Origin of the sequence: Xanthomonas sp. SS (assembly GCF_014236835.1) — a bacterium.
GTDB lineage: Bacteria > Pseudomonadota > Gammaproteobacteria > Xanthomonadales > Xanthomonadaceae > Xanthomonas_A.
Window position 1 is genome coordinate 2,896,234 of record NZ_CP051190.1, and the last position, 24,787, is coordinate 2,921,020.

Below are 24,787 nucleotides of genomic sequence, written 5' to 3' on the forward strand. Positions count from 1 at the left end.
TTCACGGCTGCCGCGCGCGCAGAAACAGCTCGAACTCGAAGCGCACCAGGTCGGCCGGGGTGGTGACCTTGAAGTTGTCCTCGGCACCCTCGACCAGCAACGGCCGCAGGCCCAGCAACTCCATCGCCATCGCATCGTCGGTGACCTCGACGCCGGCGGCCGCGGCCTGTTCCAGCGCCCGAGTCAGCTGCAGGCGCCGGAACAACTGCGGGGTCAGCGCGCGCCACAGGCGCTCGCGCGGCTCGGTTGCGTCGATGCCGCCGTCGTCGCCGGCGCGCTTGAGCGTGTCGCGCACCGGTGCGGCCAGGATCGCGCCGACCGGATCGCCGCGCCCGGTTTCCAGCAGCCGGTCGAGGTCGGCCAGGGCCAGGTTCGGGCGCGCCGCATCGTGCACCAGCACGAAATCGTCGGCCTTGACCGAGTCCGGCAAGGCCTGCAACGCGGCCAGCACCGAGCCGGCCCGGCTGGCGCCGCCGACGCAGGTCAGCACCGGCTTGCCGTCCAGTTCGGTCCAGCCCGGCCAATCGGCATCGTCGGCACCGAGCGCGACCATCGCCCCGGCCACCGCCGGATGCGCCAGCAAGGCCTGCAGCGCATGCGCGATCAACGGCTGCCCACCGGCCTGCAGATACTGTTTGGGCAGCGGACTGCCGAAACGGGTGCCGCGACCGGCGGCCGGCACCACCGCCCAGACCGTGGCCATCAGGGTTGCTCGCTCGGCGCGGCCGGCGCCTGCGCCTGCCTGCCGTCGGCGGCCGGTGCGACGGGCACCGGCGCGTCCTCGACGACGCGGTAGAACTTCTCGCCCGGCTTGATCATGCCCAGCTCGCTGCGCGCGCGTTCCTCGATCGCCGCCTCGCCGTCCTTGAGGTCCTTGACCTCGGCGGCGAGTGCGGCATTGCGTTGCTGCAGGCCTTCGTTATCGCGCTTCTGGTGCTCGACCTGGCTCTCGAGCACCAGGACTTCGCCGGAATTACCCGGACCGAGCCAGAAACGGTACTGCAGCCACGCCAGCAGTCCCGCCAGCACCAGCAGCAGCCAGCGCCAGTTGCGCACGGCTTACCGCTTGAGCGAGACGAATGCGTCGCGCCCTGCGTAGCGCGCGCCGCTGCCCAGCGCTTCCTCGATCCGCAGCAGCTGGTTGTACTTGGCCACGCGATCGCTGCGGCACAGCGAGCCGGTCTTGATCTGGGTGGCGGTGGTGGCCACGGCGATGTCGGCGATGGTGGTGTCCTCGGTCTCGCCGGAACGGTGCGAGACGATCGCCGCGTAGCCGGCGGCGTCGGCCATGGCGATCGCTTCCAGGGTCTCGGTCAGGGTGCCGATCTGGTTGACCTTGATCAGGATCGCGTTGGCGGTGCCGGACTCGATGCCCTGCTTGAAGATCTTCGGGTTGGTCACGAACAGGTCGTCGCCGACCAGCTGCACCTTGCTGCCGAGGCGGTCGGTCAGCAGCTTCCAGCCGGCCCAGTCGTCCTCGGCCAGGCCGTCCTCGATGCTGACGATCGGGTACTGCGCGGCCCAGTCGGCGAGGAAGTCGACGAACTGCTCGCTGGTCAGGCGCTTGCCCTCGCCCACCAGATGGTACTTGCCATTGTCGTAGAACTCGCTGGAGGCCACGTCCAGGCCCAGCAGCACGTCTTCGCCGGCGGTGTAGCCGGCCTTGCCGATCGCCTCGAGGATGGTGTCCAGCGCTTCCACGTTGCTGCGGAAGTCCGGCGCGAAGCCGCCTTCGTCGCCGACCGCGGTGGACAGGCCATGGCCCTTCAGCACCGCCTTGAGCGCGTGGAAGATCTCGGTGCCTGCCCGCAGCGCCTCGGAGAACGACGCGGCACCGACCGGCAGCACCATGAATTCCTGGAAATCGACGTTGTTGTCGGCATGCGCGCCGCCGTTGATGATGTTCATCATCGGCACCGGCAACGCGACGTTGGAGGTGTTGGCGCCGGCCAGGTACTGCCACAGCGCCTGCTTGCGCGAGGCGGCGACCGCATGCGCGTTGGCCAGCGACACGCCGAGCAGCGCGTTGGCGCCGAGGCGGCCCTTGTTCTCGGTGCCGTCCAGGTCGATCAGGCGCCGGTCCAGGCCCTGCTGGTCGGCAGCGTCGAAGCCCTGCAACGCGCTGGCGATCGTGGTGTTGACGTTCTCCACCGCCTTGCGCACGCCCTTGCCCAGGTAGCGGGTCTTGTCGCCATCGCGCAGCTCGACCGCTTCCTTGGTGCCGGTGGAAGCGCCCGACGGCACCGCGGCGCGGCCCAGCGAGCCGTCGGCCAGCGTGACTTCCGCTTCGAGCGTGGGATTGCCGCGGGAATCGAGAATCTCGCGGGCGTGGATCTTGGCGATAGTGGTCATAGGTCCGATCGGTTACCAGTAAGGGGGAAAGTACACCGGAAACAAGCTGCCGGATTATCGCCGTACACCGGCCCGTTGCCAAATCGCAAGGGGCTGAGACGCGCGACGGGTCGGCCAGCGCGGCGCTAGGCCCTCAAGCCCAGCGCCGACAAGCCAAACAGAAGCAACAACACCAGCAGCAGCGCAAGCGCGCTGGCCGCTGCGGCAGGTTGGCGACGCAGCCAGAACGCCGCCGGGCTGGCGATGAGGCACGCCACGGTCAGCAGCGCGCCCACCACCAGCGTGACCAGCATCGGGATCCGCGTGGCCTGCATTGCGTGGCTGCCGTCGCCCGGCATGCCAATGCTGGCGGCGACCAGGAAGGCCATGACGGCCAGACAGGCCCAGACACCGATCGACAGGGCCAACGCCACCCAGCCCCAGGGCCAATGGCGCCAGTGCCGGCGCTGCCGGCGCGACGCCGCCAGCGCCCATGGGTCGGACCTCATGCGAAGCGTGCGAACCCGTGCTTCTTGGTCACTGCATCGAGTTCCATCAGCGTTTCCAGCAATTCTTCCATGCGGTCCAGCGGCCAGGCATTGGGGCCATCGGACAGCGCCTTGGACGGATCCGGATGGGTCTCGGCGAACACGCCGGACACGCCCACCGCCACCGCTGCGCGCGCCAGCACCGGCACGAACTCGCGCTGGCCGCCGGAGGTGCTGCCCTGCCCGCCCGGCAACTGCACCGAATGGGTGGCGTCGAACACCACCGGGCAGCCGGTCTCGCGCATCACGCTCAGCGAACGCATGTCGCTGACCAGGTTGTTGTAGCCGAAGCTGGCGCCGCGCTCGCAGACCATGATCTGCTCGTTGCCTGTGGACTTGGCCTTGTCCACCACCGGCTTCATGTCCCACGGCGACAGGAACTGGCCCTTCTTGATGTTGACCGGCTTGCCGGCGGCGCAGACGTTCTTGATGAAATCGGTCTGCCGCACCAGGAACGCCGGCGTCTGCAGCACGTCGACCACCGCCGCGACCTCGTTCATCGGCGTGTATTCGTGCACGTCGGTCAGCACCGGCACGCCGATCTGCTTCTTCACCGCCTCGAGCACCTTCAATCCCTCTTCCAGGCCGGGGCCGCGGAAGCTGGTGCCGGAGGTCCGGTTGGCCTTGTCGAAGCTCGACTTGAAGATGAAGTTGATCCCCAGCCTGCCGGTGATCTCCTTGAGCTTGCCGGCCACGTCCAGCTGCAGCTGCATCGACTCGATCACGCACGGGCCTGCGATCAGGAACAGCGGCTGGTCCAGGCCGACTTCGAAGCCACACAGTTTCATCGGATCACCTATTGGGTTGAGCCCCTCTCCCATTGGGAGGGGGTTGGGGTGAGGGTACGGGCGAAGCTTCGAGGAATTCAGGCGCGCGAGGCTGCGTCCGTACCCTCATCCGCCCCTGCGGGGCACCTTCTCCCGATGGGAGAAGGAATGAATCAGGCTGCTGCTTGCTTTGATAACTTGCCGCCGCCCTATTCATGACACCGCCTATGGAGTTGAGCCCCTCTCCCATTGGGAGAGGGGTTGGGGTGAGGGTACGGGCGAAGCCTTGAGGAATTCAGGCGCGCGAGGCTGCGCACGTACCCTCATCCGGCGCTTCGCGCCACCTTCTCCCGATGGGAGAAAGAAGTTAGGCGCGCGCTTCCTTCAACAGCTTGCCGCCAGCCTTCTTCTCGCGCGCGGCGCGCACGAAGCCGATGAACAGCGGATGGCCGTCGCGCGGCGTGGACAGGAATTCCGGGTGCGCCTGGCAGGCCAGGAACCATGGATGCACTTCGCGCGGCAGTTCGACCATTTCCACCAGGGTGTCGTCCATCGACTTGGCGGAAATCACCAGGCCGGCGTCCTCGAGCTGGGTGCGGTAGCGGTTGTTGAACTCGTAGCGATGGCGATGGCGCTCGGACACCACGTCCTTGCCGTACATCTCGCGCGACAGCGTGCCGGGCTTGAGCCGTTGTTCCTGCAGGCCCAGGCGCATGGTGCCGCCCAGATCGGACTTCTCGTCGCGCTTCTCCACATCGCCGCTGGCGGTGCGCCACTCGGTGATCAGGCCGATCACCGGATACGGCGACTGGCGGTCGTTTTCGGTGCTGTTGGCGCCGTCCAGGCCGGCGACATGGCGCGCGTAGTCCACCACCGCTGCCTGCATGCCATAGCAGATGCCGAAGTACGGCACGCGGTGCTCGCGCGCATAGCGCGAGGTCAGCACCTTGCCTTCGAAGCCGCGATCGCCGAAGCCGCCGGGCACCAGGATGCCGTCCACGTCGGCCAGCGCCGACAGGTCGCTGCCTTCCAGTTCCTGCGCTTCCAGCCATTTCAAGGTGACCTTGGTGCGCTGGCGCAGGCCGCCGTGCTTGAGCGCCTCGCCGACCGACTTGTAGGCGTCTTGGTGGTCCACATACTTGCCGACCACGGCGATGGTGACCTCGTCGAGCGGATGCTTGGTGGCATCCACCACCGCTTCCCATTCGGACAGATCGGCCGGGCCGACCTTGTCGCGCAGCTTGAACTGATCGATGACGATCTCGTCCAGGCCCTGCCGGTGCAGTTCCAGCGGCATGCCGTAGAGCACGTCGATGTCGGCGGCGCTGATCACCGCGCGCTCGGAGACGTTGGTGAACAGCGCGATCTTGCGCCGCTCCGAATCCGGAATCGCCTGCTCGGAGCGGCACAGCAGCACGTCCGGCTGGATGCCGATCGAGCGCAGTTCCTTGACCGAGTGCTGGGTCGGCTTGGTCTTCAACTCGCCGGCGGCGGCGATGTACGGCACCAGGGTGAGATGCATGAACAGCGCGCGCTCGGCGCCGCGTTCGGTGCGCACCTGGCGGATCGCTTCCAGGAACGGCAGCGACTCGATATCGCCGACGGTGCCGCCGATTTCCACCAGCGCCACGTCGAATCCGGCGGTGGCTTCGTCCACGCAACGACGGATTTCGTCGGTGATGTGCGGGATCACCTGCACGGTGGCGCCGAGATAGTCGCCGCGACGCTCCTTGCGGATCACGTTCTCGTAGATGCGGCCGGTGGTGACCGAATTCTTGCGCGACAGGCGGGTGCGCACGAAGCGCTCGTAGTGGCCCAGGTCCAGGTCGGTCTCGGCGCCGTCGTCGGTGACGTACACCTCGCCGTGCTGGAACGGGCTCATCGTGCCCGGGTCGACGTTGATGTAGGGATCCAGCTTCATCATCGTGACCGACAGGCCACGTGCTTCGAGAATGGACGCAAGCGAAGCGGCCGCGATGCCCTTGCCAAGCGAGGACACTACGCCGCCGGTAACGAAGATCAGGGGGGTCATGGCTCGAAGGCCTCCCGGAAAGCCATAGTTTAACGGGTGAAGCCGATTTGCCCAAGCGCTTTCGGACCGATCGACTCCACAAAAAGAAGACGCCCCGGCACCAGCCGGGGCGTCGCAGGTCGCAACAGGGCGCGCGCTCAGGGCTTGCGCGCTTCCTCTTCTTCCTCTTTCTTCGGCGCAGCCGCGTCCTTGCCGGCCTTGTGCTCGGCCGCCGCAGCGGCGCGGCGCTTGGCCTTGGCATCGGCCTCGGCCTTCTCCTTCGCGACCTGCGCCTCGTAGGCGGCGGCGCCGGAGGTGGCCGGATCGGCGCTCTGCGCCTGGGCCATCGCGACCGGGATGGCCACCGCGGCGGCGACCAGCGCGGCCAGGGTCAACAGCTTGCGAACGTTCATGGCGTACTCCTGTGTAAGGCTGCAACGACTAATGGGGATGCCGTCGCGGATTTTCCAGTGCAAGGCTAGCGCGCCGCCACGGCACTGGCCCTGAACACCGGCGACGTGCAAAAAGCCGCCGCACACCGCACACTTCCGGATCTGCTTCGCGCCACCTGTTGAGACGCATGAATACCCGCTACAACGCCGCCGACATCGAAGTTCTCTCTGGCCTGGACCCGGTCAAGCGCCGGCCGGGCATGTACACCGACACCGCACGCCCCAACCACCTGGCGCAGGAAGTCATCGACAACGCCGTGGACGAGGCGCTGGCCGGCCACGCCCGGCACATCGAGGTGACCCTGTTCAAGGACGGCAGCTGCGAGGTCTCCGACGACGGCCGCGGCATGCCGGTGGACATCCATCCGGAAGAAAAGATTTCCGGCGTCGAACTGATCCTGACCCGGCTGCATGCCGGCGGCAAGTTCAACGACCGCAACTACACCTTCAGCGGCGGCCTGCACGGCGTCGGCGTCAGCGTGGTCAATGCGCTGTCGAAGAAGGTGGAGCTGTTCATCAAGCGCGACGGCAACGAATACCGGATGGAATTCGGCGACGGCTTCCCCGCCTCCAAGCTGGAGATCGTCGGCAGCGTCGGCAAGAAGAACACCGGCACGCGCCTGCGCTTCTGGGCCGATCCGAAGTACTTCGACACACCGAAGTTCGCCGTGCGCGCGCTGCGCCACCTGCTGCGCGCCAAGGCGGTGCTGTGCCCCGGGCTGACCGTGAAGCTGCACGACGAGGCCACCGGCGAGCAGGACACCTGGTACTTCGAGGACGGCCTGCGCGACTACCTCAAGGGCGAGCTGGCCGAGCGCGAATTGCTGCCGGCCGACCTGTTCGTCGGCAACCTGAAGAAGGACCGCGAGATCGTCGATTGGGCGGTGGCCTGGGTCGCCGACGGCGAACTGGTACAGGAAAGCTACGTCAACCTGATCCCGACCGCGCAGCACGGCACCCACGTCAACGGCCTGCGCAGCGGCTTCACCGACGCGCTGCGCGAGTTCTGCGACTTCCGCAACCTGCTGCCGCGCGGGGTCAAGCTGGCGCCGGAAGACGTGTGGGACCGGGTCACCTTCGTACTGTCGCTGAAGATGACCGACCCGCAATTCAGCGGCCAGACCAAGGAGCGTCTGTCCTCGCGCCAGGCCGCCGGCTTCATCGAAGGCGCCGCGCACGACGCTTTCAGCCTGTGGCTGAACCAGAACGTGGAAACCGGCACGCGCATCGCGCAGATCGCGATCGACCGCGCCAGCGCACGGTTGAAAACCGAAAAGCAGATCACCCGCAAAAAGGTCACCTCCGGCCCAGCGCTGCCCGGCAAGCTGGCCGACTGCATCAGCCAGGACCTGTCGCGCACCGAGCTGTTCCTGGTGGAGGGCGACTCGGCCGGCGGCAGCGCCAAGCAGGCGCGCGACAAGGACTTCCAGGCGATCCTGCCGCTGCGCGGCAAGATCCTCAACACCTGGGAAGTGGCCTCCGGCAGCGTGCTGGCCTCCGAGGAAGTGCACAACCTGGCGATCGCGATCGGCTGCGACCCGGGCAAGGACGACATCAGCGGGCTGCGTTACGGCAAGGTGGTGATCCTGGCCGACGCCGACTCCGACGGCCTGCACATCGCCACCCTGCTCACCGCGCTGTTCCTGCGCCACTTCCCGACGCTGGTGAAGGCCGGCCACGTGTTCGTGGCGATGCCGCCGCTGTTCCGCGTCGATGTGGGCAAGCAGGTGTTCTACGCGCTGGACGAGGAAGAGAAGCGCTCGCTGCTGGAGAAGATCGCGCGCGAGAAGATCAAGGGCCAGCTCAGCGTGACCCGCTTCAAGGGCCTGGGCGAGATGAACCCGCAGCAGCTGCGCGAATCCACCATCCACCCGGACACGCGGCGGCTGGTGCAGCTGACCATCGCCGACGGCGACGAGACCGGTTCGCTGATGGACATGCTGCTGGCCAAGAAGCGCGCCGGCGACCGCAAGCAGTGGCTGGAGACCAAGGGCGACCTGGCTTCGCTGGAGGTCTGAGGAGCCGGGATTGAGGAGCCGGGATTGGGGATTGGCCCAGCCCGATAGATTCCATGCGCTGCCCGCGCTGCCACTGGTGACGGGCTCGCGATTCGGTTGGAGCGGAGCATTGCGGCGTGCCATCGGCACTGCGCTGCGCGCCGACCATGCCTTTGTGCACATCCGCGCGCGCCGCGCCGCGGCCTAGCATGCCGGCTTCCCTTCTGCCGAGCGCCCTCCCCGTGCCGAATCTGTCCAAGCCGCTGCTGGCGGCGTTGTTGCTGGCCGTCCTGCCGATCTCCGCCGTGCTGGCCGCCGATGCCGACGCTGCCGACAAGCCAGACAAAACCGACAAGACCGACAAGGCCGACAGCGCCGAGCCGGCCAGGCCGGCCGCGTTGCCTGCCGATGCGAAGGTGCGCCAGGTCACGCACGTGGACGGCAAGTCGCTGAGCTACACCGCCACGGTCGGCACGCTGCCGGTGAAGGACGCGCAGGGCAAGACCGTCGCCGACGTGGTGTTCACCGCCTACACCGTGGACGGCAAGGACCGCCCGGTGACCTTCGCCTTGAACGGCGGCCCCGGCGCGGCCTCGGTATACCTCAACCTGGGCGCGATCGGGCCGAAGGTGGTCACCTTCGGCAGCGAGGGCGACAGCGCCTCCGCGCCGGCGACGCTGCACGACAACCCCGGCACCTGGCTGGACTTCACCGACCTGGTGTTCATCGACCCGGTCGGCACCGGCTTCAGCCGTTCGCGGGTCGCCGACGAGCAGGCCAAGAAGCTGTTCTACAACCCGCAGGCCGACATCGAATACCTGTCGCGCACGATCTACGACTGGCTGCTGAAGAACCAGCGCCTGCAGTCGCGCAAGTATCTGGTCGGCGAAAGCTACGGCGGCTTCCGCGGGCCGCGCATCACCCATTACCTGCAGACCCAGCTGGGCGTGGCGATGAACGGCGTGGTGCTGGTCTCGCCGTACCTCAACCCGACCCTGGACGACAACGGCGACGTGTCGCCGCTGGCGTGGATGCTGACCCTGCCCTCGATCGCCGCCGCGCACCTGGAGCGCGAGCAGCGGCTGACCCCGGAGGCGATGCGCCAGGTGATCGACTACACCCGCGGCGACTACGTCACCGCACTGCTGCGCGGACGCTCGGACGCGGCCGGCAGCGAACGCATGATCCAGCAGGTGGCGGCGATGACCGGGCTGGACCCGGTCTACGTGCGCCGCGCCGGCGGCCGCCTGGAAACCCAGGCCTACCTACGCGAAGTATTCCGCGACAAGGGCCAGCTCGGCAGCCGCTACGACTCCAACGTGACCGCGTTCGACCCGTTCCCGAACGCGCCCGAGCAGCGCGCCAACGATCCGCTGCTGGACAGCATCATCGCCCCGACCACCACCGCGATGGTCGATTTCGTGACCCGCGTGGTCGGCTGGAAGGTGGACGCGCGCTACCAGGCGCTGAACTACGACGTGAACAAGCTGTGGGACTGGAACGACGAACTGCGCAAGGGCTCGGTGACCGAGCTGCGCCAGGCGGTGGCGATCGACCCCAAGCTGCGGGTGCTGATCGTGCACGGCTGGAACGACCTGTCGTGCCCGTTCATGGGTTCGGTGCTGACCGTGGACCAGATGCCGGTGATGGGCAACGACCCGAGCCGGGTGCAGGTCAAGAACTATCCGGGCGGGCACATGTTCTACAACCGCGCCGACAGCCAGCGCGCGCTGCGCGGGGATGTTCTGGCGATGTATCGGGCTAACTAGCCGGGATTCGGGATTGGGGATTCGGGATTGGCAAGAGCGGGGTTTCAGCGCGCGCCAGACCCGCTTCTACGAATCCCTAATCCCGACTCCCCAATCCCTCACGTCCAACCAAACAGCGCAAACAATCGGAAAATTAAATAAGCCACGCCGGCAGCAGCCGGGATGGTCAGGATCCAGGCCCAGACGATGCGCTCGATCACGCCGAAGCGCAGCGAGCGCGGGTTCTTGGCGAAGCCCACGCCCATGATCGCGGTGGAGATGCTGTGGGTGGTGGACACCGGCATGCCGAAGTGCGCGGCCAGGGTCAGGATCGTCGCCGAGCTGGTTTCCGCGGCGAAGCCGTGGATCGGGTGCAGCTTGACCATCTTGTGGCCCAGCGTCTTGATGATCTTCCAGCCGCCCGAGGCGGTGCCGGCGGCCATCACCACCGCGCAGGTCAGCACGATCCAGGTGGCGATGCCCTGGCCCTGACTGGCGGCCGGGTGCAGGAACGCCAGCCACGACGGCAACTCGTCCAGCGCGCCGGTGCTCTGCGCGCCGACCAGGGTCATGGCGATGATGCCCATGGTCTTCTGCGCGTCGTTGTGGCCGTGCGCATAGCCCATGTACGCGGCCGAGGCGATCTGCGCCTTGCCGAAGAAGGCGTTGACCCAGCGCGGCCGCGCCAGCCGGCCGATGCGGCCGCCGACCTTGGACAGCCCGGCGATCAGCGCCCACAGCAGCAGCATCACCGCGATGCCGAGCAGGAAGCCGGCGATCGGCGAGGTGATCATCGGCACGAACACCTTCCACAGCAGGCCCTTGTTCTTGGCCCAGTCGCCGACGTTCTGCGACCAGATCAGAGCGCCCCAGTTGTTGTGCGCCGCGGCCAGGCCGGCGCCGCACAGGCCGCCGATCAGGGCATGCGAGGACGAAGACGGCAGGCCCTTCCACCAGGTGATCAGGTTCCAGACGATGCCGCCGAGCAGAGCGCACAGGATCACCTGCGGGGTGACCGTCACCACGTCGGTGTTGAGCAGGCCCGAGGCGATGGTCATCGCCACCGCGGTGCCGGTCAGCGCGCCGATCAGGTTCATGCCGGCGGCCAGGATCACCGCCCAGCCGGGGCTGAGCACCTTGGTCGCGACCACCGTGGCGATGGAATTGGCGGTGTCGTGGAAGCCGTTGATGAACTCGAACACCAGCGCGGCCAGGATCACGATCAGGACCAGCGTCAGCATCGTGCGCTCCTCGCCTCACCCATGGCGGCCGCGGCGGCGGGCATGGCGGCGCAGCCGCGCATGCAGCGGATCCGGACCGTGCCCATTACGAATTCTTCAGCACGATCTGGTAGACCACCACGCCGGCCTCGCGGCAGCGGTCGATGGCCTTCTCCAGGATCTCGAAGAATTCCTTGAGCAGGAACATCTGCAGGTTGTCCAGGCGCCCGGAGTAGATGTCGCGGTACAGCTCCAGCATCAGCCGGTCGGCCTCGTTCTCCAGCGAGCGCAGCTTGTCGTTGAGCGCGCTCATCCGGTCCAGGTGCATGTTGCGCAGGTCGTGGACCATCTCCACCACCACCGCCGCGGCCTGTTCCAGCATCGCCGCGCGCGGGGCGAAGTCGATGTGCTCCAGGTGCTGCACCGCCAGCGAATAGCGGTCGGCGAACTTCTCCACCTGCTTGGGGATCTTGTACAGCGCCGAGCCCAGCGCCTCGATGTCCTCGCGCTCGATCGGGGTCATGAAGCTGTCGACCAGCGCCTGGCCGATCTTGTCGGCGGCGGCGCGCTCGCGCAGCCGCGCCAGCTTGAAGGCGTCCAGCGCCGGCTGCCGGTCCGACGATGCGCGCATCATCGAATGCAGCGCCTTGGTGCTGTCGTAGGCGGCCTGCGCCGCTTCGTCGAGCAGGGTGTAGAACTGCTTGCCGGAACCGAAGATGGTCTGCAACGAGAACATGTAACGCAATCCCGCCGTCGCGGGAGGGACGGCACCGGGGCGGAATTATGACCGTTTGCTGACAAAACGGGGGAATCGGGCGACCGGCGGCAGCGCGTCGGCGTCGTGTGGACGCGGCCGCCACCCGGGTTTGCTACCATGCAGCCGCGCCGTCGCTAGGCGCACCCTATGGACGACCACCCCAGCCCCCCTCCCCCGCGCCGCCTCGGCGCCCATGTCCCCGCTTCCCTTGCCGCCAGGGAGCGCGCGCATGCTTGAATTATTGGTCGTGGCAGCCCTGGTGCTGCTGAACGGCTTCTTCGCGATGTCCGAGATGTCGCTGATGACCTCGCGCAAGAGCCGCCTGAAGCAGATGGCGCAGTCCAGCACGCGTGCGGCCAAGGCGCTGGCGCTGGCCGAGAATCCGGAAAACTTCCTGTCCACCGTGCAGATCGGCATCACCGCGATCGGCATCCTGACCGGCGTGTTCGGCGGCGAGGCCATCGGCGAGGCGATCGCGGCCAAGCTGCAGTCGCTGTTCCCGGCGCTGTCGGCCACCTTCAGCCTGATCGGACAGCCGCAGCCGTACTCGGCGGTGATCGGCAAGACCCTGGCGATCGTGCTGATCACCTTCCTGACGCTGATCTTCGGCGAACTGGTGCCCAAGCGCCTGGCGCTGACCCGCTCGGAAGTCATCGCCGGCTTCGTCGCGGTGCCGATGGGCTGGCTGGCCCTGGTCGCCGCGCCCGCGGTGTGGGTGCTGTCGCGCTCGACCCGGCTGGTGCTGCGGGTGCTGGGCCTGGGCAACGAGCAATCGGCGTCGGTGACCGAAGAGGAGATCCGCATGCTGGTGGCCGAGAGCCACGAGGCCGGCGTGATCGACAGCCACGAGCGCGACATGATGAACCGGGTCATGCGCCTGGGCGACCGCACCGCCGACAGCCTGATGACGCCGCGCAATCGCATCGCCTGGCTCGACGCCAACGCCGAGGCGGAGCGCAATTTCCAGACCATGCGCGAGCACGAGTTCTCGCGCTATCCGGTGTACCGCGGCAGCGACCAGGACATCGCCGGCGTGCTGGAAGTGAAATCGCTGGTCACGCGCATGGATGGCGACGCCACCCAGCTGTTCCAGAGCCTGCGCGAGACCCTGTTCGTCTCCGAATCCACCCACGCGATGAAGCTGCTGGAGATCTTCCGCGAGGAACAGCAGTCGATGGCGCTGGTGGTGGACGAGTACGGCGAGATCCAGGGCCTGGTCACGATCAGCGACCTGATGGGTGCGGTGGTCGGGCGCCTGCAGTCGGTGGACAACGCCGACGAGGACGCGCTGGTGGTGACCCGCGCCGACGGCTCGCTGCTGATCGACGGCTCGCTGGCCATCGAGGACCTGCGCGAACTGCTCGGCGGCGCCGAGCTGCCCAACGCCGAGGAAGGCGACTACAACACCCTGGCCGGCCTGTGCATCTACTACTTCGGCCGCATTCCGCACGCCGGCGAGTTCTTCGACTGGGCCGGCTGGCGCATCGAGATCGTCGACCTGGACGGCGCGCGCGTGGACAAGCTGCTGCTGAGCAAGCTGCAGGACGAGAACAGCGATGACATCACCGGGTGACGCGCCCGACGCGGCGCCCGGCCACGGCTACAGCGCCGAAGGCATCCGCACCCTGCTCGACACCTTCCTGCTCGGCGATCCGGACGAGCAGTTGCGGCTGCGCACGATCCTGGCCGACCTGCAGCACAGCGCGTTCGGCGTGTTCCTGTTCGTGGCGATCCTGCCGGCGTTCCTGCCGGTGCCGGGCCTGGCCGGCGGCCTCAGCGGGCCGCTGGTGACGCTGATCGGCGCGCAGATGCTGATCGGCCTGCGCAAACCTTGGTTGCCGCGTTTCATCGGCGAACGCGGCCCGCGCCGGCGCACCATGCAGCGCTTCGTCGGGCGCATTGCGCCGTGGCTGCGGCGGCTGGACAAGCTGCTCAAGCCGCGCCTGCCGGCGCTGGTCGAGACGCTGCCGGCACGCGCGTTCAGCGGCCTGCTACTGGTGGTATTGGGAATCCTGCTGTCGCTGCCGATCCCGTTCACCAACTACGCGTTCGGCGCGATGCTGCTGCTGTTCTCGCTGGCGCTGCTGGAACGCGACGGCGGCCTGATGCTGGTGTCGTGGCTGGGCGGCATCGCGGTGGCGCTCGGCCTGGGCCTGGCCTCGGACCAGGTGGTGGACCTGAGCCGCGAGTGGATGCACAAGCTGTAACCCGAGGCTCGCACGCAAACCGTGCCGCACGCGCCTCGCGCACACTTCTGGCGCGAGGCAGCGCTACTCCGCAAGCGGCGCTTCGGCGAACACCTGCCTGCGCATCGGCTGCGCCGCCCCGGCGGCGTCCGGCGCGCGTTGCAGACGTTGCAGTTGCAGCGCGAGCTGATGCAAGACGGCCTCCAGGCCGCAGCCGCGCGCGGCCGGCGGCAGGTATTCGGATTCCATGTGACGCCCCCTGTTTCGATCCGTTGATGCGTGGTGCCGACCGGCGCGATGCCGGGTCCTGCCGCCACGTGCGCGCCAGCCCCTGGCACGCCATCCGAATCTGATCCAAGGCCCCGGCAAGGCGCAGTGAAAACCGCCGCTGTCGCCGCCACTTGTCTACGCTGCGCGCCAAGGCAGTCCAGACGTGGCCGTGCAGTGCGCGGCCACGCCTGCCGACGCCTACGCGGCGGCCGCCTGAGTCCAGGCCTCGGCGGCGATCGCGAACGAGCGCAGCCGCGCCGCGTGGTCGTGGATGTTGGCGGTCAGCAGCAGCTCGTCCGGGCGATGACGGGCGACGAACTCCGCCATGCCGCGCGCGACCTCGGCCGCATCGCCGAGCACGGTGCAGGCCAGCGCGCGCTCCACGCCGGCCTTCTCGTGCGGCTGCCAGAACGCCTCGATGTCGTCGATCGGCGGCGGGATCAGCCCCGGGCGGCCGCGGCGCAGGTTGACGAAGCTCTGCTGCTGGGTGGTAAACAGGCGCCGCGCCGCATCCGTGGACTCGGCGCCGACCACGTTCAACGCCAGCACCGCGTACGGATCGCGCAGCCGCGCCGAGGGGCGGAACTCGCGCCGGTAGACCGCCAGCGCCTCGTCCATCGCATCCGGGGCGAAGTGCGAGGCGAACGCGAACGGCAGCCCCAGCGTCGCCGCCAGGCGCGCGCTGAACAGGCTGGAGCCGAGCAGCCACACCGGCACCTCGATGCCGGCGCCGGGCACCGCGCGCACCAGCTGGCCGGGTTCGGCCGGCTCGAAATAGCGCAGCAGCTCGGCGACGTCGTGCGGGAACTGGTCGGCGCTGTCGAAGTAGCGGCGCAAGGCGCGCGCCGTGGCCTGGTCGGTGCCGGGCGCGCGGCCCAGGCCCAGGTCGATGCGCCCGGGATACAGCGAGGCCAGCGTACCGAACTGCTCGGCCACCTGCAGCGGCGCGTGGTTGGGCAGCATGATGCCGCCGGCGCCGACCCGGATCCGGCGCGTGCCGCCGGCCACATGTCCGATCAGCACCGCGGTTGCAGCGCTGGCGATGCCCGGCATGTTGTGGTGCTCGGCCAGCCAGTAGCGGTGATAGCCCCAGCGCTCGGCGTGCTGCGCCAGGTCCAGCATGTTGGCGAAGGCCTGGGTGGTGTCGCTGCCTTCGCAGACCGGGGCGAGATCGAGGATGGAGATCGGCATCATGGAGAGCGGGTTCCTGCAAAGCGATGCAGTGGAAATGGGGACGGCCGGGCCGATTGCAGCGGCCGGGGCCGGAACGCTGATTTGCGGTGGCGGCATGGCTGCGCCAGGGTTTGCGTGCGGTCGTACCCTCACCCCAACCCCTCTCCCGGTGGGAGAGGGGCTTAGCATCTCCCTTCTCCCTTCGGGAGAAGGTGCCCCGAAGGGACGGATGAGGGTACGTGCGCCCTGCTGTCTGTCGACACCCACACACAGCCGCGACGACGGCAACGCCGACTGCACGGTCGCCTGGCTACGCTTTGCTCCCGCCCCGCACGGTTGTCCGCCATGTCCCTGATCCCGCCGGTACCCACCACCCCCGCCCTGCCGCTGCGCGACCGCGTGGTCCTGGTCACGGGCGGCGCGCAGGGCATCGGCCGCGGCGTGGTGCAGGCGGTGCTGGGCGCCGGCGGCCGGGTCGCGTTCGGCGATCTGGACGCCGAGGCCGGGCGCGCCTGCGTCGCCGAACTCGATGCCGGCGACCGGGTGCTGTTCCTGCGCCTAGACGTGGCCGCCGAGGCCGGTGTGCGGCGTTTCGTCGATGCCGCGCTGGCGCAGTTCGGCCGCATCGATGGCCTGGTCAACAATGCCGGCGTCGCCGATCCGCACAGCGGCCCGCTGGAGCGCCTGGCACTGCGCGAATGGAACCGGCGCCTGGGCGCGAGCCTGGGCGGCGCCTTCCTGTGCAGCAAGCACGCGCTGCCGGCGCTGCGCGACAGCGCCGGCGGCGGCGCGATCGTCAATATCGCCTCGACCCGCGCCCACCAATCCGAACCAGACAGCGAAGCCTACGCGGCGGCGAAAGGCGGCCTGCTCGCCTTCACCCATGCGCTGGCGATCAGCGCCGGGCCGGCGGTGCGGGTCAACTGCATCAGCCCCGGCTGGATCGCCACCGATGCCTGGCGCAAGCCCAGCGCGCGGCGCAAGCCGGCGCTGTCGCGGCAGGACCATGCGCAGCATCCGGCCGGCCGGGTCGGCACGCCGCAGGATATCGGCGCGTTGGCGGTGTATCTGCTGTCGAGCGATGCAGGGTTCGTGACCGGCCAGGACTTCGTGGTCGATGGCGGGATGACGCGCAAGATGCAGTACGCCTGACGGCGTCGGGATTGAGGATTCGGGATTGGGGATTCGCCAAAGCGGCTTCTGCCTTGCCAGAGGGGCCGAGTGCGCCATCGCGCCACTGGCTTCCCGCTCCTGGAGAACACTACGGCTCGGAGCGCTGACCGGGCGCTTGCCAGGCCAGACCCGTTTTACGGGATTCGTCGCTGGGGATTGGGGATTCGCTGGAGAGGATTCCTTTGAGGCGCTGATATGACGCGGCGGCGACACAGCTTGCAGAGCGCAAATTTTGGTCAGTCGCGTGGCAGACCGCCTTTGCCAATCCCCAATCCCGACTCCCCAATCCCTGCCGCGGCAATCAATCGCTCACCGGCGCCGCGACATCCACCAGCGGCTGCAGCTGCGGGTCCAGCGCCACGCGTTCGTCGAACACGAAGCAGCGGCCGGCGTAGCCCTCGCCGCCCACTTCCTCGAAATAGCCGAGGATGCCGCCGTCCAGCTGCAGCACGTTGTCCATGCCGTCGGCGCGCATCCACAGCGCCGCCTTCTCGCAGCGGATGCCGCCGGTGCAGAAGCTGACCACGGTGGCGTCGGCCAGGTCGGCGCGATGCGGCGCCAGCGCCTCGGGCAAGTCGGTGAACTTGACGATCGGCAGGGTCAGCGCGCCGGCGAAGGTGCCGTAGTCCACTTCCTGGGCGTTGCGCGTATCCAGCAGCACCACGCGGCGGCCGGTGTCGTCGTGGCCCTGGCGCAACCAGCGCTGCAGCGTGGCCGGCGCCACTGCCGGGGCGCGTTCGGCGGCCAGCGGCGAGGCGGCATCGCGGCGGAAACTGATGATCTCCGGCTTGACCTTGGTCTTCAGCCGCGCGAACGGTTGCTGCGCGCTGATGCTGGTCTTGACCCGCAGCGCGGCGAAGCGCGGGTCGGCACGCAACTGCGCGTAGAAGGCGTCGATCGCCTCCGGCGCGCCGGCCAGGAACAGGTTGATGCCCTCGCCCGCGACCAGGATGGTGCCGCGCAAGGCGCCGGCCTGCGCCCGGTCCTGCAACTGCGCGGCAAGCACGTCGGGATCGGCGATGGCGACGAAATGGTAGACGGCGGTATTGGCGATCATCCGCGCATTTTAGCGTGCGGCATGCGGCCGGGGCTGGCGGCGATGGCGATGGCGATGGCGATGGCATCGCAGTGCCGACGCGCGCGCCAAGGAGCAACGAGGAGCAACTATGCGTCGCTTGAATCGCCGAGCGACGATCCTTCCAGCACACGCCCAGGCACGTCGCGCCGGTTGCCGTGCCCTCTCCCGATACGCCGACTGGCTTTATTAGCCGCGCAGCAGGAAGAACGGAAGCAGCACCAGCGAGGCGATCAGCAGCATGCCCAGCAATGTCGCCAGCACGAACAGCGGGCGCCGTCGCAGCAGCATGGCGAAGGTCTCGGCGCTGCCGTCGCGCAGCGCCGCGGCCCGCTCGGCGCGGGCGCGTTCGCCGCGCTGCGCCTGGTAGTCGGCCAGCAGCGCCTTGGCCCGCGCCTGCTCGGCGTCCTCGCGCAGCCACACGCCGCCGGCGGAAATGCCGAAGGTGCCGGGGCGGGTTTCGTAGTAGTCGATGCGCGCGGCATCGAGCAGTGCACGCACCTCGGCGAGTTCGTCGTCGGGCACGTGGCGCAGATTGAGCAGCAGTTTGGCCATGCGCCGATGATAGCCGCTGCGGCGATGCGCTACCCTTGCACGCCCTGTTCGCCCATGGATGACCGCATGCGCCGTGTCCTGTTGCTGTTGAGCCTGTCGTTGCCGGCCTGGCTGTTGAGCGGTTGCACGCCGCCGGGTCCGCCGCCGGGCGGCAGCATCGCCACGTTCCAGATGATCGACGAGCAGGTCGGCAGCGGCGCCGAGGCGCGGCCCGGCAACCAGGTGACCGTGCACTACACCGGCTGGCTGTACGACGAGGCCGCCAAGAACCAGTGCGGCGAGAAGTTCGACGCCTCCGCCGATCACGGCCAACCCTTCAGCTTCACCCTCGGCGGCGGCCAGGTGATCCGCGGCTGGGACGAAGGCGTGGCCGGCATGCGCGTAGGCGGCAAGCGCAAGCTGATGATCCCGTCGGAATACGGCTACGGCGCCAGCGGCGCCGGCGGGGTGATCCCGCCCGGCGCCTCGCTGGTGTTCGAGGTCGAACTGCTCGACGTCAAGCCGCGTTGAGCCGTTGCCGCCGATGCCCGCCAACAAGTTCGCCGCCGCCGTGCGCGGCCGCATCGCCATCGTCGGCGGCGGCCCGGCCGGACTGATCGCCGCCGAGACCGCGCGCGCGGCCGGCGCCGAGGTCGATGTGTACGAGGGCAAGGGCTCGGTCGGGCGCAAGTTCCTGATCGCCGGCAAGGGCGGGCTCAACCTGACCCACTCCGATCCGTTCGCGCTGTTCGTGTCGCGCTACCGCGAGCGGGCCGCGCAGGTCGGCGCATGGCTGGCCGACTTCGATGCCGATGCGCTGCGCGCCTGGGCGCAGGCGCAGGGCGTGGAGACCTACGTCGGCAGTTCCGGCCGGGTGTTCCCGCTGGACCGCAAGGCCGCGCCGCTGCTGCGCGGCTGGGTACGGCGGCTGAAGGAGGCCGGGGTGCGCTTCCACGTGCAGCATCGCTGGCAGGGTTGGGACCGCGACGGCGCGCTGCGCTTCGCCAGCGCCGACGGCGAACGCCTGGTGCATGCCGATGCCTGCGTGCTGGCGCTGGGCGGCGGCAGCTGGCCGCAGCTGGGTTCCGATGGCGCCTGGCAGGACACGCTGCGCGCGCGCGGCGTCGATCTGGCGCCGCTGCAGCCGGCCAACTGCGGCTTCGATATCGACTGGAGCGCGCATTTCCGCGAACGCCATGCGGGCGCGCCGCTGAAACCGGTGATCGCGCACTGGCACGATGCGCAGGGCCGCGACCACACACTGCAGGGCGAATGCGTGGTCGGCGAACACGGCATCGAGGGCAGCCTGGTCTATGCGCTGTCGGCGGACCTGCGCGAGGCCATCGCCGCGCACGGGCCGACCGCGCTGTGGCTGGACCTGGCGCCGGGCCGCGATCTGGCGCGGCTGCAGGCCGAACTGGGCAAGCCGCGCGGCGGGCGCAGCTTCGGCGAGCACCTGCGGCGCCAGGCCGGCATCGACGGGGTCAAGGCGGCGCTGCTGTTCGAGGTCCTGGGCAAGCAGGCCGGCGACGATCCGGCGCGCGCGGCGGCCACGCTGAAGCGGCTGCCGCTGACCCTGCTGCGCCCGCGCCCGCTGGCCGAGGCGATCAGCAGCGCCGGCGGCGTGCGCCTGGAAGCGCTGGACCCGACGCTGATGCTGAATGCCCTGCCTGGCACCTTCTGCGCCGGCGAAATGCTCGACTGGGAAGCGCCGACCGGCGGCTACCTGCTCAGCGCCTGCTTCGCCAGCGGCCTGCGCGCCGGGCGCGGTGCGGTGGCGTGGTTGGGGCGAAATGGATGAATGGCGCGGGACTAGGGACTAGGGACTAGGGACTAGGGACTAGGGATTCGGGATTCGGGATTCGGGATTCGGGATTCGGAAAAGCTTGCGCTCTTGCCACGGGCCCGGGACTGGCGCTAGCGAAGTGCTGAAGCGGCGACCGCGTTCAGCGGGATCGCACGCAGTCGCTGTTCTCGCGCCCCGGCATGCTTCGAGCGAATGCGCACGGTGCCGCCATACAGAGAGGACCGCGTCGTGCTGTTCGCATTCGCTACCGGCGCCTCATGCGCTCGATTCCGCTGCAGCGAGCTTTTCCATATAGACGCAATCGAGCGCCATCCCGCTGGGATGCGCGTAGCTGCCCTGCCGCAGTACCGCGTAGCCCTGCGCGCTGTAGAACGCGACCGCATTGAGCGCCGCCGCCAGATGGATGCGCGTTGCCGACGGCAGCTTCGCCTCCAGCGCACGCAACAGGCGTCCGCCCAGGCCGGTGCCTTGCGCCTCCGGCGCGACGAACAGGCCATCGATCTCACTGCCGGCCAGATCGACCATGCCGAAGCCGAGCAGGCGGCCACCGGCGTCCTCGGCGAGCACTGCGCCGCCGCTGGCGATCAACTGCGGGTACGTCGCCGGTGCCGGCGATGCGGCCCAGGCCTCGATCACCGCCGGCGGATAGTGCGAGCGGCACACTTCGCGCACGCAGCGGGTGCGCAGCGCCCACATCGCATCGATGTCCGCCAGCGTCGCTGGCCGCAGCTCGATCCGCGGCGCCACGCCAGTACCGGCACTCATCGCGACTTGCTGTCGCGCAGACTGCGGATCCGCGCCGGCGGCTGGAACGAATCGCTGCGCGCATCGGCCCAGTACTCCTGGAACACCGCATGGTCGGGCACGCCATCGTGCAGCAGTTCGCCCGGTTCCAGATAACGGTACAGCGAGGCCAGCGAACGGATCTCGACCTGCGAGATGCGCCGCAGGATGTGCTCCGGCCCCAGTTGCGACGGATCGGCCAGGCCGGCGGCGCTGAGCAGTTCGCGCAGCGCGCGCAGGGTGTTGGCGTGGTAGTGCTCCACCCGCACCGCCTTGTCGGTGGGATCCAGGTGCTTCCAGCGGCGCTGGTCCTGGGTCGCGATGCCGGTCGGGCAGCGGTCGCTGTGGCAGCTCAGCGACTGGATGCAGCCCAGTGCGAACATGAAGCCGCGCCCGGCGTTGCACCAGTCCGCGCCCAGCGCCAGGGTGCGCGCGATGTCGAACGCGCTGGTGATCTTGCCGGCCGCGCCGAGTTTGACCCGGTCGCGGACGTCCAGCCCGACCAGGGTGTTGTGCACCAGCAGCAGCGCCTCGTGCATCGGCACGCCGACATGGTCGATGAACTCGGCCGGCGCCGCGCCGGTGCCGCCCTCGGCGCCGTCGACGACGATGAAATCCGGGTACAGCCCGCTTTCCTGCATCGCCTTGGCGATCGCGAACCACTCCCACGGATGCCCGATCGCCAGCTTGAACCCACTCGGCTTGCCGCCGGACAGCTCGCGCAGCCGGGCCACGAACTGCAGCAGTTGCAGCGGCGTGGAGAACGCCGAATGCCGCGACGGCGACACGCAGTCCTGGCCCATCGCCACGCCGCGGGTGGCGGAGATCTCGGCGCTGACCTTGGCCGCCGGCAGCACCCCGCCGTGGCCGGGCTTGGCGCCCTGCGACAGCTTGACCTCGATCATCTTCACCTGCGCCAGGGTGGCGTTGGCGACGAAGCGCTCCTCGCTGAAGCGCCCTTCCGCGTCGCGGCAGCCGAAGTAGCCCGAGCCGATCTCCCACACCAGGTCGCCGCCGCATTCGCGGTGGTACGGCGAGATCGAACCTTCGCCGGTGTCGTGGTAGAAGCCGCCGCGGCGCGCGCCTTCGTTGAGCGCGCGGATGGCGTTGGCCGACAGCGCGCCGAAGCTCATCGCCGAGATGTTGAACACGCTGGCCGAGTACGGCTGCGCGCAGCCGGCGCCGATGGTCACGCGGAAATCGTGGTGGGCGATCTCGCTGGTCGCCAGCGAGTGGTTGATCCACTCGTAGTCGGTGGCGTAGGCGCTGCGCAGGGTGCCGAACGGCACCACGTCCATGACGTTCTTGGCGCGCTGGTAGACCAGGGCGCGCTGCTGGCGCGAGAACGGCGCTTCCTCGATATCGCTCTGCAGGAAATACTGGCGCATCTCCGGGCCGACCGATTCCAGCCCATAGCGAAAATGCGCCAGGATCGGATAGTTGCGGCGCAGCGTGCTGCGTGTCTGCAGCAGGTCCCAGGTGCCGAGCAGCGCCAGGACCGCGAAGGCGGCCACGCCCCAGCCCCACAGCGGCCAGATCGCGCACAGGGCGATGGACAGCGCCAGCAGCACGCAGCTGGCGACATAGGCTAGGTAGCGGTGCATCGCGTTCCTCGCGAGATTCGGAAGGCGCGAGTGTAGGCGGTGCAGGCCGGCAATGGCGCTGGCGCCGCCTACTGCCCGCTTGGGCGGCGTACAGCTTGACGGTGCACAGCGTGCGGCGTTTTCGGTTACAGCCGGTCGTCCACCGCGGCGCGCGGCCACACCGACTTGACGTCGTAGACCACCAGGTTCGGCGTGCCCAGCGCGCGGATCTGCGCGGCGTCGAAGCCGCGGTATTCGTCGTGCGCCACCGCCAGTACCACCGCGTCGTAGCGGCCGGCGACCGGCGCCGGCAGCAGTTCCACGCCGCCATGTTCGCGCGCCAGCTGCGGCTCGGCCCAGGGGTCGCAGGCATCGACCCGCGCGCCGCTGGCGGCCAGCGCCTGCACCAGTTCCAGCGCGCGGCTGTTGCGCAGGTCCGGGCAGTTCTCCTTGAAGGTGACGCCGAGCACCAGGATCGTGGCCGCGGCCATGTCCACGCCCTTGTCCGCCAGCAGCGCCTGCACCCGCGCGGCGACGTGCGCGCCGACCCGGTTGTTGACCTGGCGCGCGGTGTGGATCAGGTCCGGGTGGTAGCCCATGCTCTCGGACTTGTGCAGCAGGTAGTACGGATCCACGCCGATGCAGTGACCGCCGACCAGCCCGGGCCGGAACGGCAGGAAGTTCCATTTGGTACCGGCGGCTTCCAGCACGTCCTGGGTATCGATGCCGAGGCGGTCGAAGATCAGCGCCAGTTCGTTGACCAGGGCGATATTCACATCGCGCTGGATGTTCTCCACCACCTTCGCCGCCTCGGCCACGCGGATCGACGGCGCGCGCCAGGTGCCGGCGTCGATGATGCTCGCGTACAGCGCATCGACCGCGTCGGCGGCCGCGGCGCTGGAGCCAGAGGTGATCTTGCGGATGTCGGCCAGGCGCCGCTGGCGGTCGCCCGGGTTGACCCGCTCCGGGCTGTAGCCGCAGTGGAAGTCCTCGTTGAAACGCAGGCCCGAGCCTTGTTCCAGCAGCGGCACGCACACCTCTTCGGTGGTGCCCGGATACACCGTGGACTCGTAGATCACCAGGTCGCCACGCTTGAGCACGCCGGCCAGCAGTTCGCTGGCCTGGCGCAACGGCTGCAGGTCGGGCTGCTCGTAGGCATCGATCGGGGTCGGCACGGTAACGATGTAGACGTTGCGGTCGCGCAGCGCGGCGGCATCGTCGCTGTAGCGCAGGTGCACGCCGGCACGCAGTTCGTCCGGTTCCATTTCCAGGGTCTGGTCGTGGCCGTCGCGCAACTGCGCCACGCGCTGCGCGTCGATGTCGTAGCCGAGCGTGTCGTAGCGCGCGCCGAACGCCACCGCCAGCGGCAGGCCGACATAACCCAGGCCGATGACGGCGATGCGCAGTTGCGCGGGATCGAACACGATATCGACGGGCATGCCGTTCCTTTCGGGGGCGCAGCGGCGGCGGCGTGCGCCGTCGATGCGGGTGATCGCGGAAGTGCGGATGTCCGCGGCGCGGACCCACGGCCATGGTAAGCGGCGCGGCGGCACGCTCCAAGCGGGCACTGCCTTCACGTACGACGTGCCTATCATTGGCCCATCGCACACACCGTCTCGCCAGCCTGTCGCGGTTCTTGCCACGGCCGCGACGCCGATGTGACCTGGCGTTTACGCCTTACGCCCTAGTCTGGCCAAGCGCCTCCGCGCAGTTCCCAGAACAACCCCCTCATTACTACTACAGGAGATCCTGCCGTGAGCCACGCTCCGTGCCTGCTCGTGGATGTCGAAGCCGAACTGGCGCATTGGAAGGTGCTGCACGGGGAAGGCAAGCTGGGGCCGCAGTCCTTCAGCGAGCATGCGCGTCTGATCAAGATGGCCTGCGATGTGTTTCTGCAGCTGCCGCGCGAGTCCAACGAGGTGCGCATGCAGCGCCTGCGCCAGCGCTACGACGCCGAACATCCGTGGCCGCGCATCGCCTGGAACGATGCCGAAGCCTTCGTGCTGGCCTGCTGGGCCAGGCTCGACGGTTCCGAGCGGCGCGATACCCAGCCAGATCCTGCCCCTGTCCCCGCCTGACCCTGGAGGCACGCCCATGTCCAACCCACCCAATCGCGAGAACGCGGACAGTCCGCAGCAGCGCGGCCACACGCCCGACAAGCTGCGCAACGACGCGGCGAAGTGGAAGGACCGCGACCAGCCGGACAGCGACCCCGAACGCGACCACGCCGATCCGGAGCACGACTACCCGCGGCCGGACGGCAGCGAGTAGGCAGATACACAGCCGGCGTTACAGCGCCGGCGATTCCAGACTCACGCACCGGGCATCGCGCTGCGGCGCGCTCATCGACGCTCGGGCCACCGCGCCAGCGT

Annotated in this window: 25 protein-coding genes; 9 read left to right on the top strand and 16 right to left on the bottom strand. The window is 68.9% G+C overall.

All coding sequences use genetic code 11. The features are described 5' to 3' along the window. Window position 1 precedes the first annotated feature (1 nt). From ispD to HEP74_RS12035, 7 genes are all read right to left on the bottom strand, one after another. Complete coding sequence (gene ispD, locus HEP74_RS12005) at window positions 2-703, bottom strand: IspD/TarI family cytidylyltransferase (RefSeq protein ID WP_524540734.1); 702 nt, start codon at window positions 701-703, stop codon at window positions 2-4. Beyond that, a complete protein-coding gene (gene ftsB, locus HEP74_RS12010; protein ID WP_185813078.1) occupies window positions 703-1,056 on the bottom strand; it encodes a cell division protein FtsB in 354 nt (117 codons plus the stop codon). Before ftsB ends, ispD begins: the two co-directional genes overlap by 1 nt. Window positions 1,057-1,059: 3 nt before the next feature. Beyond that, a complete protein-coding gene (gene eno / locus HEP74_RS12015; protein WP_185813079.1) occupies window positions 1,060-2,352 on the bottom strand; it encodes a phosphopyruvate hydratase in 1,293 nt (430 codons plus the stop codon). 125 nt (window positions 2,353-2,477) lie between these two features. Then, window positions 2,478-2,759: a hypothetical protein gene (locus tag HEP74_RS12020; protein ID WP_343203490.1), complete on the bottom strand. Its 282-nt coding sequence runs from the start codon at window positions 2,757-2,759 to the stop codon at window positions 2,478-2,480. 77 nt (window positions 2,760-2,836) lie between these two features. Next, window positions 2,837-3,667: a 3-deoxy-8-phosphooctulonate synthase gene (kdsA, locus tag HEP74_RS12025; RefSeq protein ID WP_185813081.1), complete on the bottom strand. Its 831-nt coding sequence runs from the start codon at window positions 3,665-3,667 to the stop codon at window positions 2,837-2,839. A 346-nt stretch (window positions 3,668-4,013) separates the two neighbouring features. Then, complete coding sequence (gene pyrG / locus HEP74_RS12030; RefSeq protein ID WP_003474007.1) at window positions 4,014-5,678, bottom strand: CTP synthase; 1,665 nt, start codon at window positions 5,676-5,678, stop codon at window positions 4,014-4,016. Window positions 5,679-5,815: 137 nt separating this feature from the next. Further along, a complete protein-coding gene (locus HEP74_RS12035) occupies window positions 5,816-6,070 on the bottom strand; it encodes a hypothetical protein (RefSeq protein ID WP_179564140.1) in 255 nt (84 codons plus the stop codon). 167 nt (window positions 6,071-6,237) lie between these two features. Between HEP74_RS12035 and parE the strand changes: the two genes are divergently transcribed. Then, window positions 6,238-8,127, top strand: coding sequence for a DNA topoisomerase IV subunit B (gene parE, locus HEP74_RS12040; RefSeq protein ID WP_185813082.1), 1,890 nt, complete (start codon window positions 6,238-6,240; stop codon window positions 8,125-8,127). 188 nt (window positions 8,128-8,315) lie between these two features. Next, on the top strand, window positions 8,316-9,875 hold the full coding sequence (locus HEP74_RS12045; RefSeq protein WP_185813083.1) for a S10 family peptidase: 1,560 nt from the start codon (window positions 8,316-8,318) through the stop codon (window positions 9,873-9,875). Window positions 9,876-9,973: 98 nt separating this feature from the next. On the opposite strand, the gene HEP74_RS12050 is transcribed toward HEP74_RS12045, so the two are convergent. Both HEP74_RS12050 and HEP74_RS12055 read right to left on the bottom strand, forming a co-directional pair. After that, window positions 9,974-11,095, bottom strand: a complete 1,122-nt coding sequence (locus HEP74_RS12050; RefSeq protein ID WP_185813084.1) for an inorganic phosphate transporter — start codon at window positions 11,093-11,095, stop codon at window positions 9,974-9,976. 85 nt (window positions 11,096-11,180) lie between these two features. Beyond that, window positions 11,181-11,810 carry a DUF47 domain-containing protein gene (locus HEP74_RS12055; RefSeq protein ID WP_185813085.1) on the bottom strand — a complete coding sequence of 210 codons (630 nt, stop codon included), beginning with the start codon at window positions 11,808-11,810 and terminating at the stop codon, window positions 11,181-11,183. A gap of 250 nt (window positions 11,811-12,060) precedes the next feature. Between HEP74_RS12055 and HEP74_RS12060 the strand changes: the two genes are divergently transcribed. Both HEP74_RS12060 and HEP74_RS12065 read left to right on the top strand, forming a co-directional pair. Next, window positions 12,061-13,404, top strand: a complete 1,344-nt coding sequence (locus tag HEP74_RS12060; RefSeq protein WP_185813086.1) for a hemolysin family protein — start codon at window positions 12,061-12,063, stop codon at window positions 13,402-13,404. Beyond that, a complete protein-coding gene (locus HEP74_RS12065; protein ID WP_185813087.1) occupies window positions 13,388-14,038 on the top strand; it encodes an exopolysaccharide biosynthesis protein in 651 nt (216 codons plus the stop codon). The genes HEP74_RS12060 and HEP74_RS12065 overlap by 17 nt, the downstream gene beginning before the upstream one ends. Window positions 14,039-14,101: 63 nt before the next feature. On the opposite strand, the gene HEP74_RS12070 is transcribed toward HEP74_RS12065, so the two are convergent. Together HEP74_RS12070 and HEP74_RS12075 are read right to left on the bottom strand one after the other, a co-directional pair. Beyond that, on the bottom strand, window positions 14,102-14,266 hold the full coding sequence (locus HEP74_RS12070) for a hypothetical protein (protein WP_185813088.1): 165 nt from the start codon (window positions 14,264-14,266) through the stop codon (window positions 14,102-14,104). Window positions 14,267-14,485: 219 nt separating this feature from the next. After that, on the bottom strand, window positions 14,486-15,481 hold the full coding sequence (locus HEP74_RS12075) for an LLM class flavin-dependent oxidoreductase (RefSeq protein ID WP_185813089.1): 996 nt from the start codon (window positions 15,479-15,481) through the stop codon (window positions 14,486-14,488). 324 nt (window positions 15,482-15,805) lie between these two features. Between HEP74_RS12075 and HEP74_RS12080 the strand changes: the two genes are divergently transcribed. Further along, window positions 15,806-16,612 carry an SDR family oxidoreductase gene (locus HEP74_RS12080; protein ID WP_185813090.1) on the top strand — a complete coding sequence of 269 codons (807 nt, stop codon included), beginning with the start codon at window positions 15,806-15,808 and terminating at the stop codon, window positions 16,610-16,612. Between the two features lie 322 nt (window positions 16,613-16,934). Here the strand turns inward: HEP74_RS12080 and HEP74_RS12085 are convergent, their stop codons facing one another. Together HEP74_RS12085 and HEP74_RS12090 are read right to left on the bottom strand one after the other, a co-directional pair. Then, a complete protein-coding gene (locus HEP74_RS12085) occupies window positions 16,935-17,690 on the bottom strand; it encodes a sulfurtransferase (RefSeq protein WP_185813091.1) in 756 nt (251 codons plus the stop codon). A 207-nt stretch (window positions 17,691-17,897) separates the two neighbouring features. Further along, a complete protein-coding gene (locus HEP74_RS12090) occupies window positions 17,898-18,263 on the bottom strand; it encodes a DUF6164 family protein (RefSeq protein ID WP_185813092.1) in 366 nt (121 codons plus the stop codon). A 66-nt stretch (window positions 18,264-18,329) separates the two neighbouring features. Between HEP74_RS12090 and HEP74_RS12095 the strand changes: the two genes are divergently transcribed. Both HEP74_RS12095 and HEP74_RS12100 read left to right on the top strand, forming a co-directional pair. After that, window positions 18,330-18,773 (top strand): FKBP-type peptidyl-prolyl cis-trans isomerase, encoded by a 444-nt coding sequence (locus HEP74_RS12095; RefSeq protein WP_185813093.1) that lies wholly within the window; start codon window positions 18,330-18,332, stop codon window positions 18,771-18,773. Between the two features lie 13 nt (window positions 18,774-18,786). After that, entirely contained in the window at window positions 18,787-20,043 is a 1,257-nt protein-coding gene (locus tag HEP74_RS12100) for a TIGR03862 family flavoprotein (RefSeq protein WP_185813094.1), read from the top strand. A 261-nt stretch (window positions 20,044-20,304) separates the two neighbouring features. On the opposite strand, the gene HEP74_RS12105 is transcribed toward HEP74_RS12100, so the two are convergent. The 3 genes from HEP74_RS12105 to HEP74_RS12115 all read right to left on the bottom strand — a co-directional run bounded on the left by HEP74_RS12105 (window position 20,305) and on the right by HEP74_RS12115 (window position 23,854). Next, the gene (locus HEP74_RS12105) at window positions 20,305-20,814 is read right to left on the bottom strand and encodes a GNAT family N-acetyltransferase (protein WP_185813095.1); all 510 of its coding nucleotides are present in this window, start codon (window positions 20,812-20,814) and stop codon (window positions 20,305-20,307) included. Further along, complete coding sequence (locus HEP74_RS12110; protein WP_185813096.1) at window positions 20,811-22,436, bottom strand: FMN-binding glutamate synthase family protein; 1,626 nt, start codon at window positions 22,434-22,436, stop codon at window positions 20,811-20,813. Before HEP74_RS12110 ends, HEP74_RS12105 begins: the two co-directional genes overlap by 4 nt. A 125-nt stretch (window positions 22,437-22,561) precedes the next feature. Next, complete coding sequence (locus HEP74_RS12115) at window positions 22,562-23,854, bottom strand: nucleotide sugar dehydrogenase (RefSeq protein ID WP_185813097.1); 1,293 nt, start codon at window positions 23,852-23,854, stop codon at window positions 22,562-22,564. Window positions 23,855-24,169: 315 nt separating this feature from the next. Here HEP74_RS12115 and HEP74_RS12120 point away from each other — a divergent pair, with 315 nt between their 5' ends. After that, on the top strand, window positions 24,170-24,493 hold the full coding sequence (locus HEP74_RS12120) for a transposase (RefSeq protein WP_179564115.1): 324 nt from the start codon (window positions 24,170-24,172) through the stop codon (window positions 24,491-24,493). 16 nt (window positions 24,494-24,509) lie between these two features. Next, the gene (locus HEP74_RS12125; protein ID WP_179564113.1) at window positions 24,510-24,686 is read left to right on the top strand and encodes a hypothetical protein; all 177 of its coding nucleotides are present in this window, start codon (window positions 24,510-24,512) and stop codon (window positions 24,684-24,686) included. The last annotated feature ends 101 nt before the right edge of the window (window positions 24,687-24,787 follow it).

Excerpts from the sequence above, each read along its gene's own strand:
- ispD (WP_524540734.1), bottom strand. The coding sequence starts at position 703 with ATGGCCACGGTCTGGGCGGTGGTGCCGGCCGCCGGTCGCGGCACCCGT.
- eno (WP_185813079.1), bottom strand. The coding sequence starts at position 2,352 with ATGACCACTATCGCCAAGATCCACGCCCGCGAGATTCTCGATTCCCGC.
- kdsA (WP_185813081.1), bottom strand. The coding sequence starts at position 3,667 with ATGAAACTGTGTGGCTTCGAAGTCGGCCTGGACCAGCCGCTGTTCCTG.
- pyrG (WP_003474007.1), bottom strand. The coding sequence starts at position 5,678 with ATGACCCCCCTGATCTTCGTTACCGGCGGCGTAGTGTCCTCGCTTGGC.
- HEP74_RS12035 (WP_179564140.1), bottom strand. The coding sequence starts at position 6,070 with ATGAACGTTCGCAAGCTGTTGACCCTGGCCGCGCTGGTCGCCGCCGCG.
- parE (WP_185813082.1), top strand. The coding sequence starts at position 6,238 with ATGAATACCCGCTACAACGCCGCCGACATCGAAGTTCTCTCTGGCCTG.
- HEP74_RS12045 (WP_185813083.1), top strand. The coding sequence starts at position 8,316 with ATGCCGGCTTCCCTTCTGCCGAGCGCCCTCCCCGTGCCGAATCTGTCC.
- HEP74_RS12050 (WP_185813084.1), bottom strand. The coding sequence starts at position 11,095 with ATGCTGACGCTGGTCCTGATCGTGATCCTGGCCGCGCTGGTGTTCGAG.
- HEP74_RS12055 (WP_185813085.1), bottom strand. The coding sequence starts at position 11,810 with ATGTTCTCGTTGCAGACCATCTTCGGTTCCGGCAAGCAGTTCTACACC.
- HEP74_RS12060 (WP_185813086.1), top strand. The coding sequence starts at position 12,061 with ATGCTTGAATTATTGGTCGTGGCAGCCCTGGTGCTGCTGAACGGCTTC.
- HEP74_RS12065 (WP_185813087.1), top strand. The coding sequence starts at position 13,388 with ATGACATCACCGGGTGACGCGCCCGACGCGGCGCCCGGCCACGGCTAC.
- HEP74_RS12070 (WP_185813088.1), bottom strand. The coding sequence starts at position 14,266 with ATGGAATCCGAATACCTGCCGCCGGCCGCGCGCGGCTGCGGCCTGGAG.
- HEP74_RS12075 (WP_185813089.1), bottom strand. The coding sequence starts at position 15,481 with ATGATGCCGATCTCCATCCTCGATCTCGCCCCGGTCTGCGAAGGCAGC.
- HEP74_RS12080 (WP_185813090.1), top strand. The coding sequence starts at position 15,806 with ATGTCCCTGATCCCGCCGGTACCCACCACCCCCGCCCTGCCGCTGCGC.
- HEP74_RS12085 (WP_185813091.1), bottom strand. The coding sequence starts at position 17,690 with ATGATCGCCAATACCGCCGTCTACCATTTCGTCGCCATCGCCGATCCC.
- HEP74_RS12090 (WP_185813092.1), bottom strand. The coding sequence starts at position 18,263 with ATGGCCAAACTGCTGCTCAATCTGCGCCACGTGCCCGACGACGAACTC.
- HEP74_RS12095 (WP_185813093.1), top strand. The coding sequence starts at position 18,330 with ATGCGCCGTGTCCTGTTGCTGTTGAGCCTGTCGTTGCCGGCCTGGCTG.
- HEP74_RS12100 (WP_185813094.1), top strand. The coding sequence starts at position 18,787 with ATGCCCGCCAACAAGTTCGCCGCCGCCGTGCGCGGCCGCATCGCCATC.
- HEP74_RS12105 (WP_185813095.1), bottom strand. The coding sequence starts at position 20,814 with ATGAGTGCCGGTACTGGCGTGGCGCCGCGGATCGAGCTGCGGCCAGCG.
- HEP74_RS12110 (WP_185813096.1), bottom strand. The coding sequence starts at position 22,436 with ATGCACCGCTACCTAGCCTATGTCGCCAGCTGCGTGCTGCTGGCGCTG.
- HEP74_RS12115 (WP_185813097.1), bottom strand. The coding sequence starts at position 23,854 with ATGCCCGTCGATATCGTGTTCGATCCCGCGCAACTGCGCATCGCCGTC.
- HEP74_RS12125 (WP_179564113.1), top strand. The coding sequence starts at position 24,510 with ATGTCCAACCCACCCAATCGCGAGAACGCGGACAGTCCGCAGCAGCGC.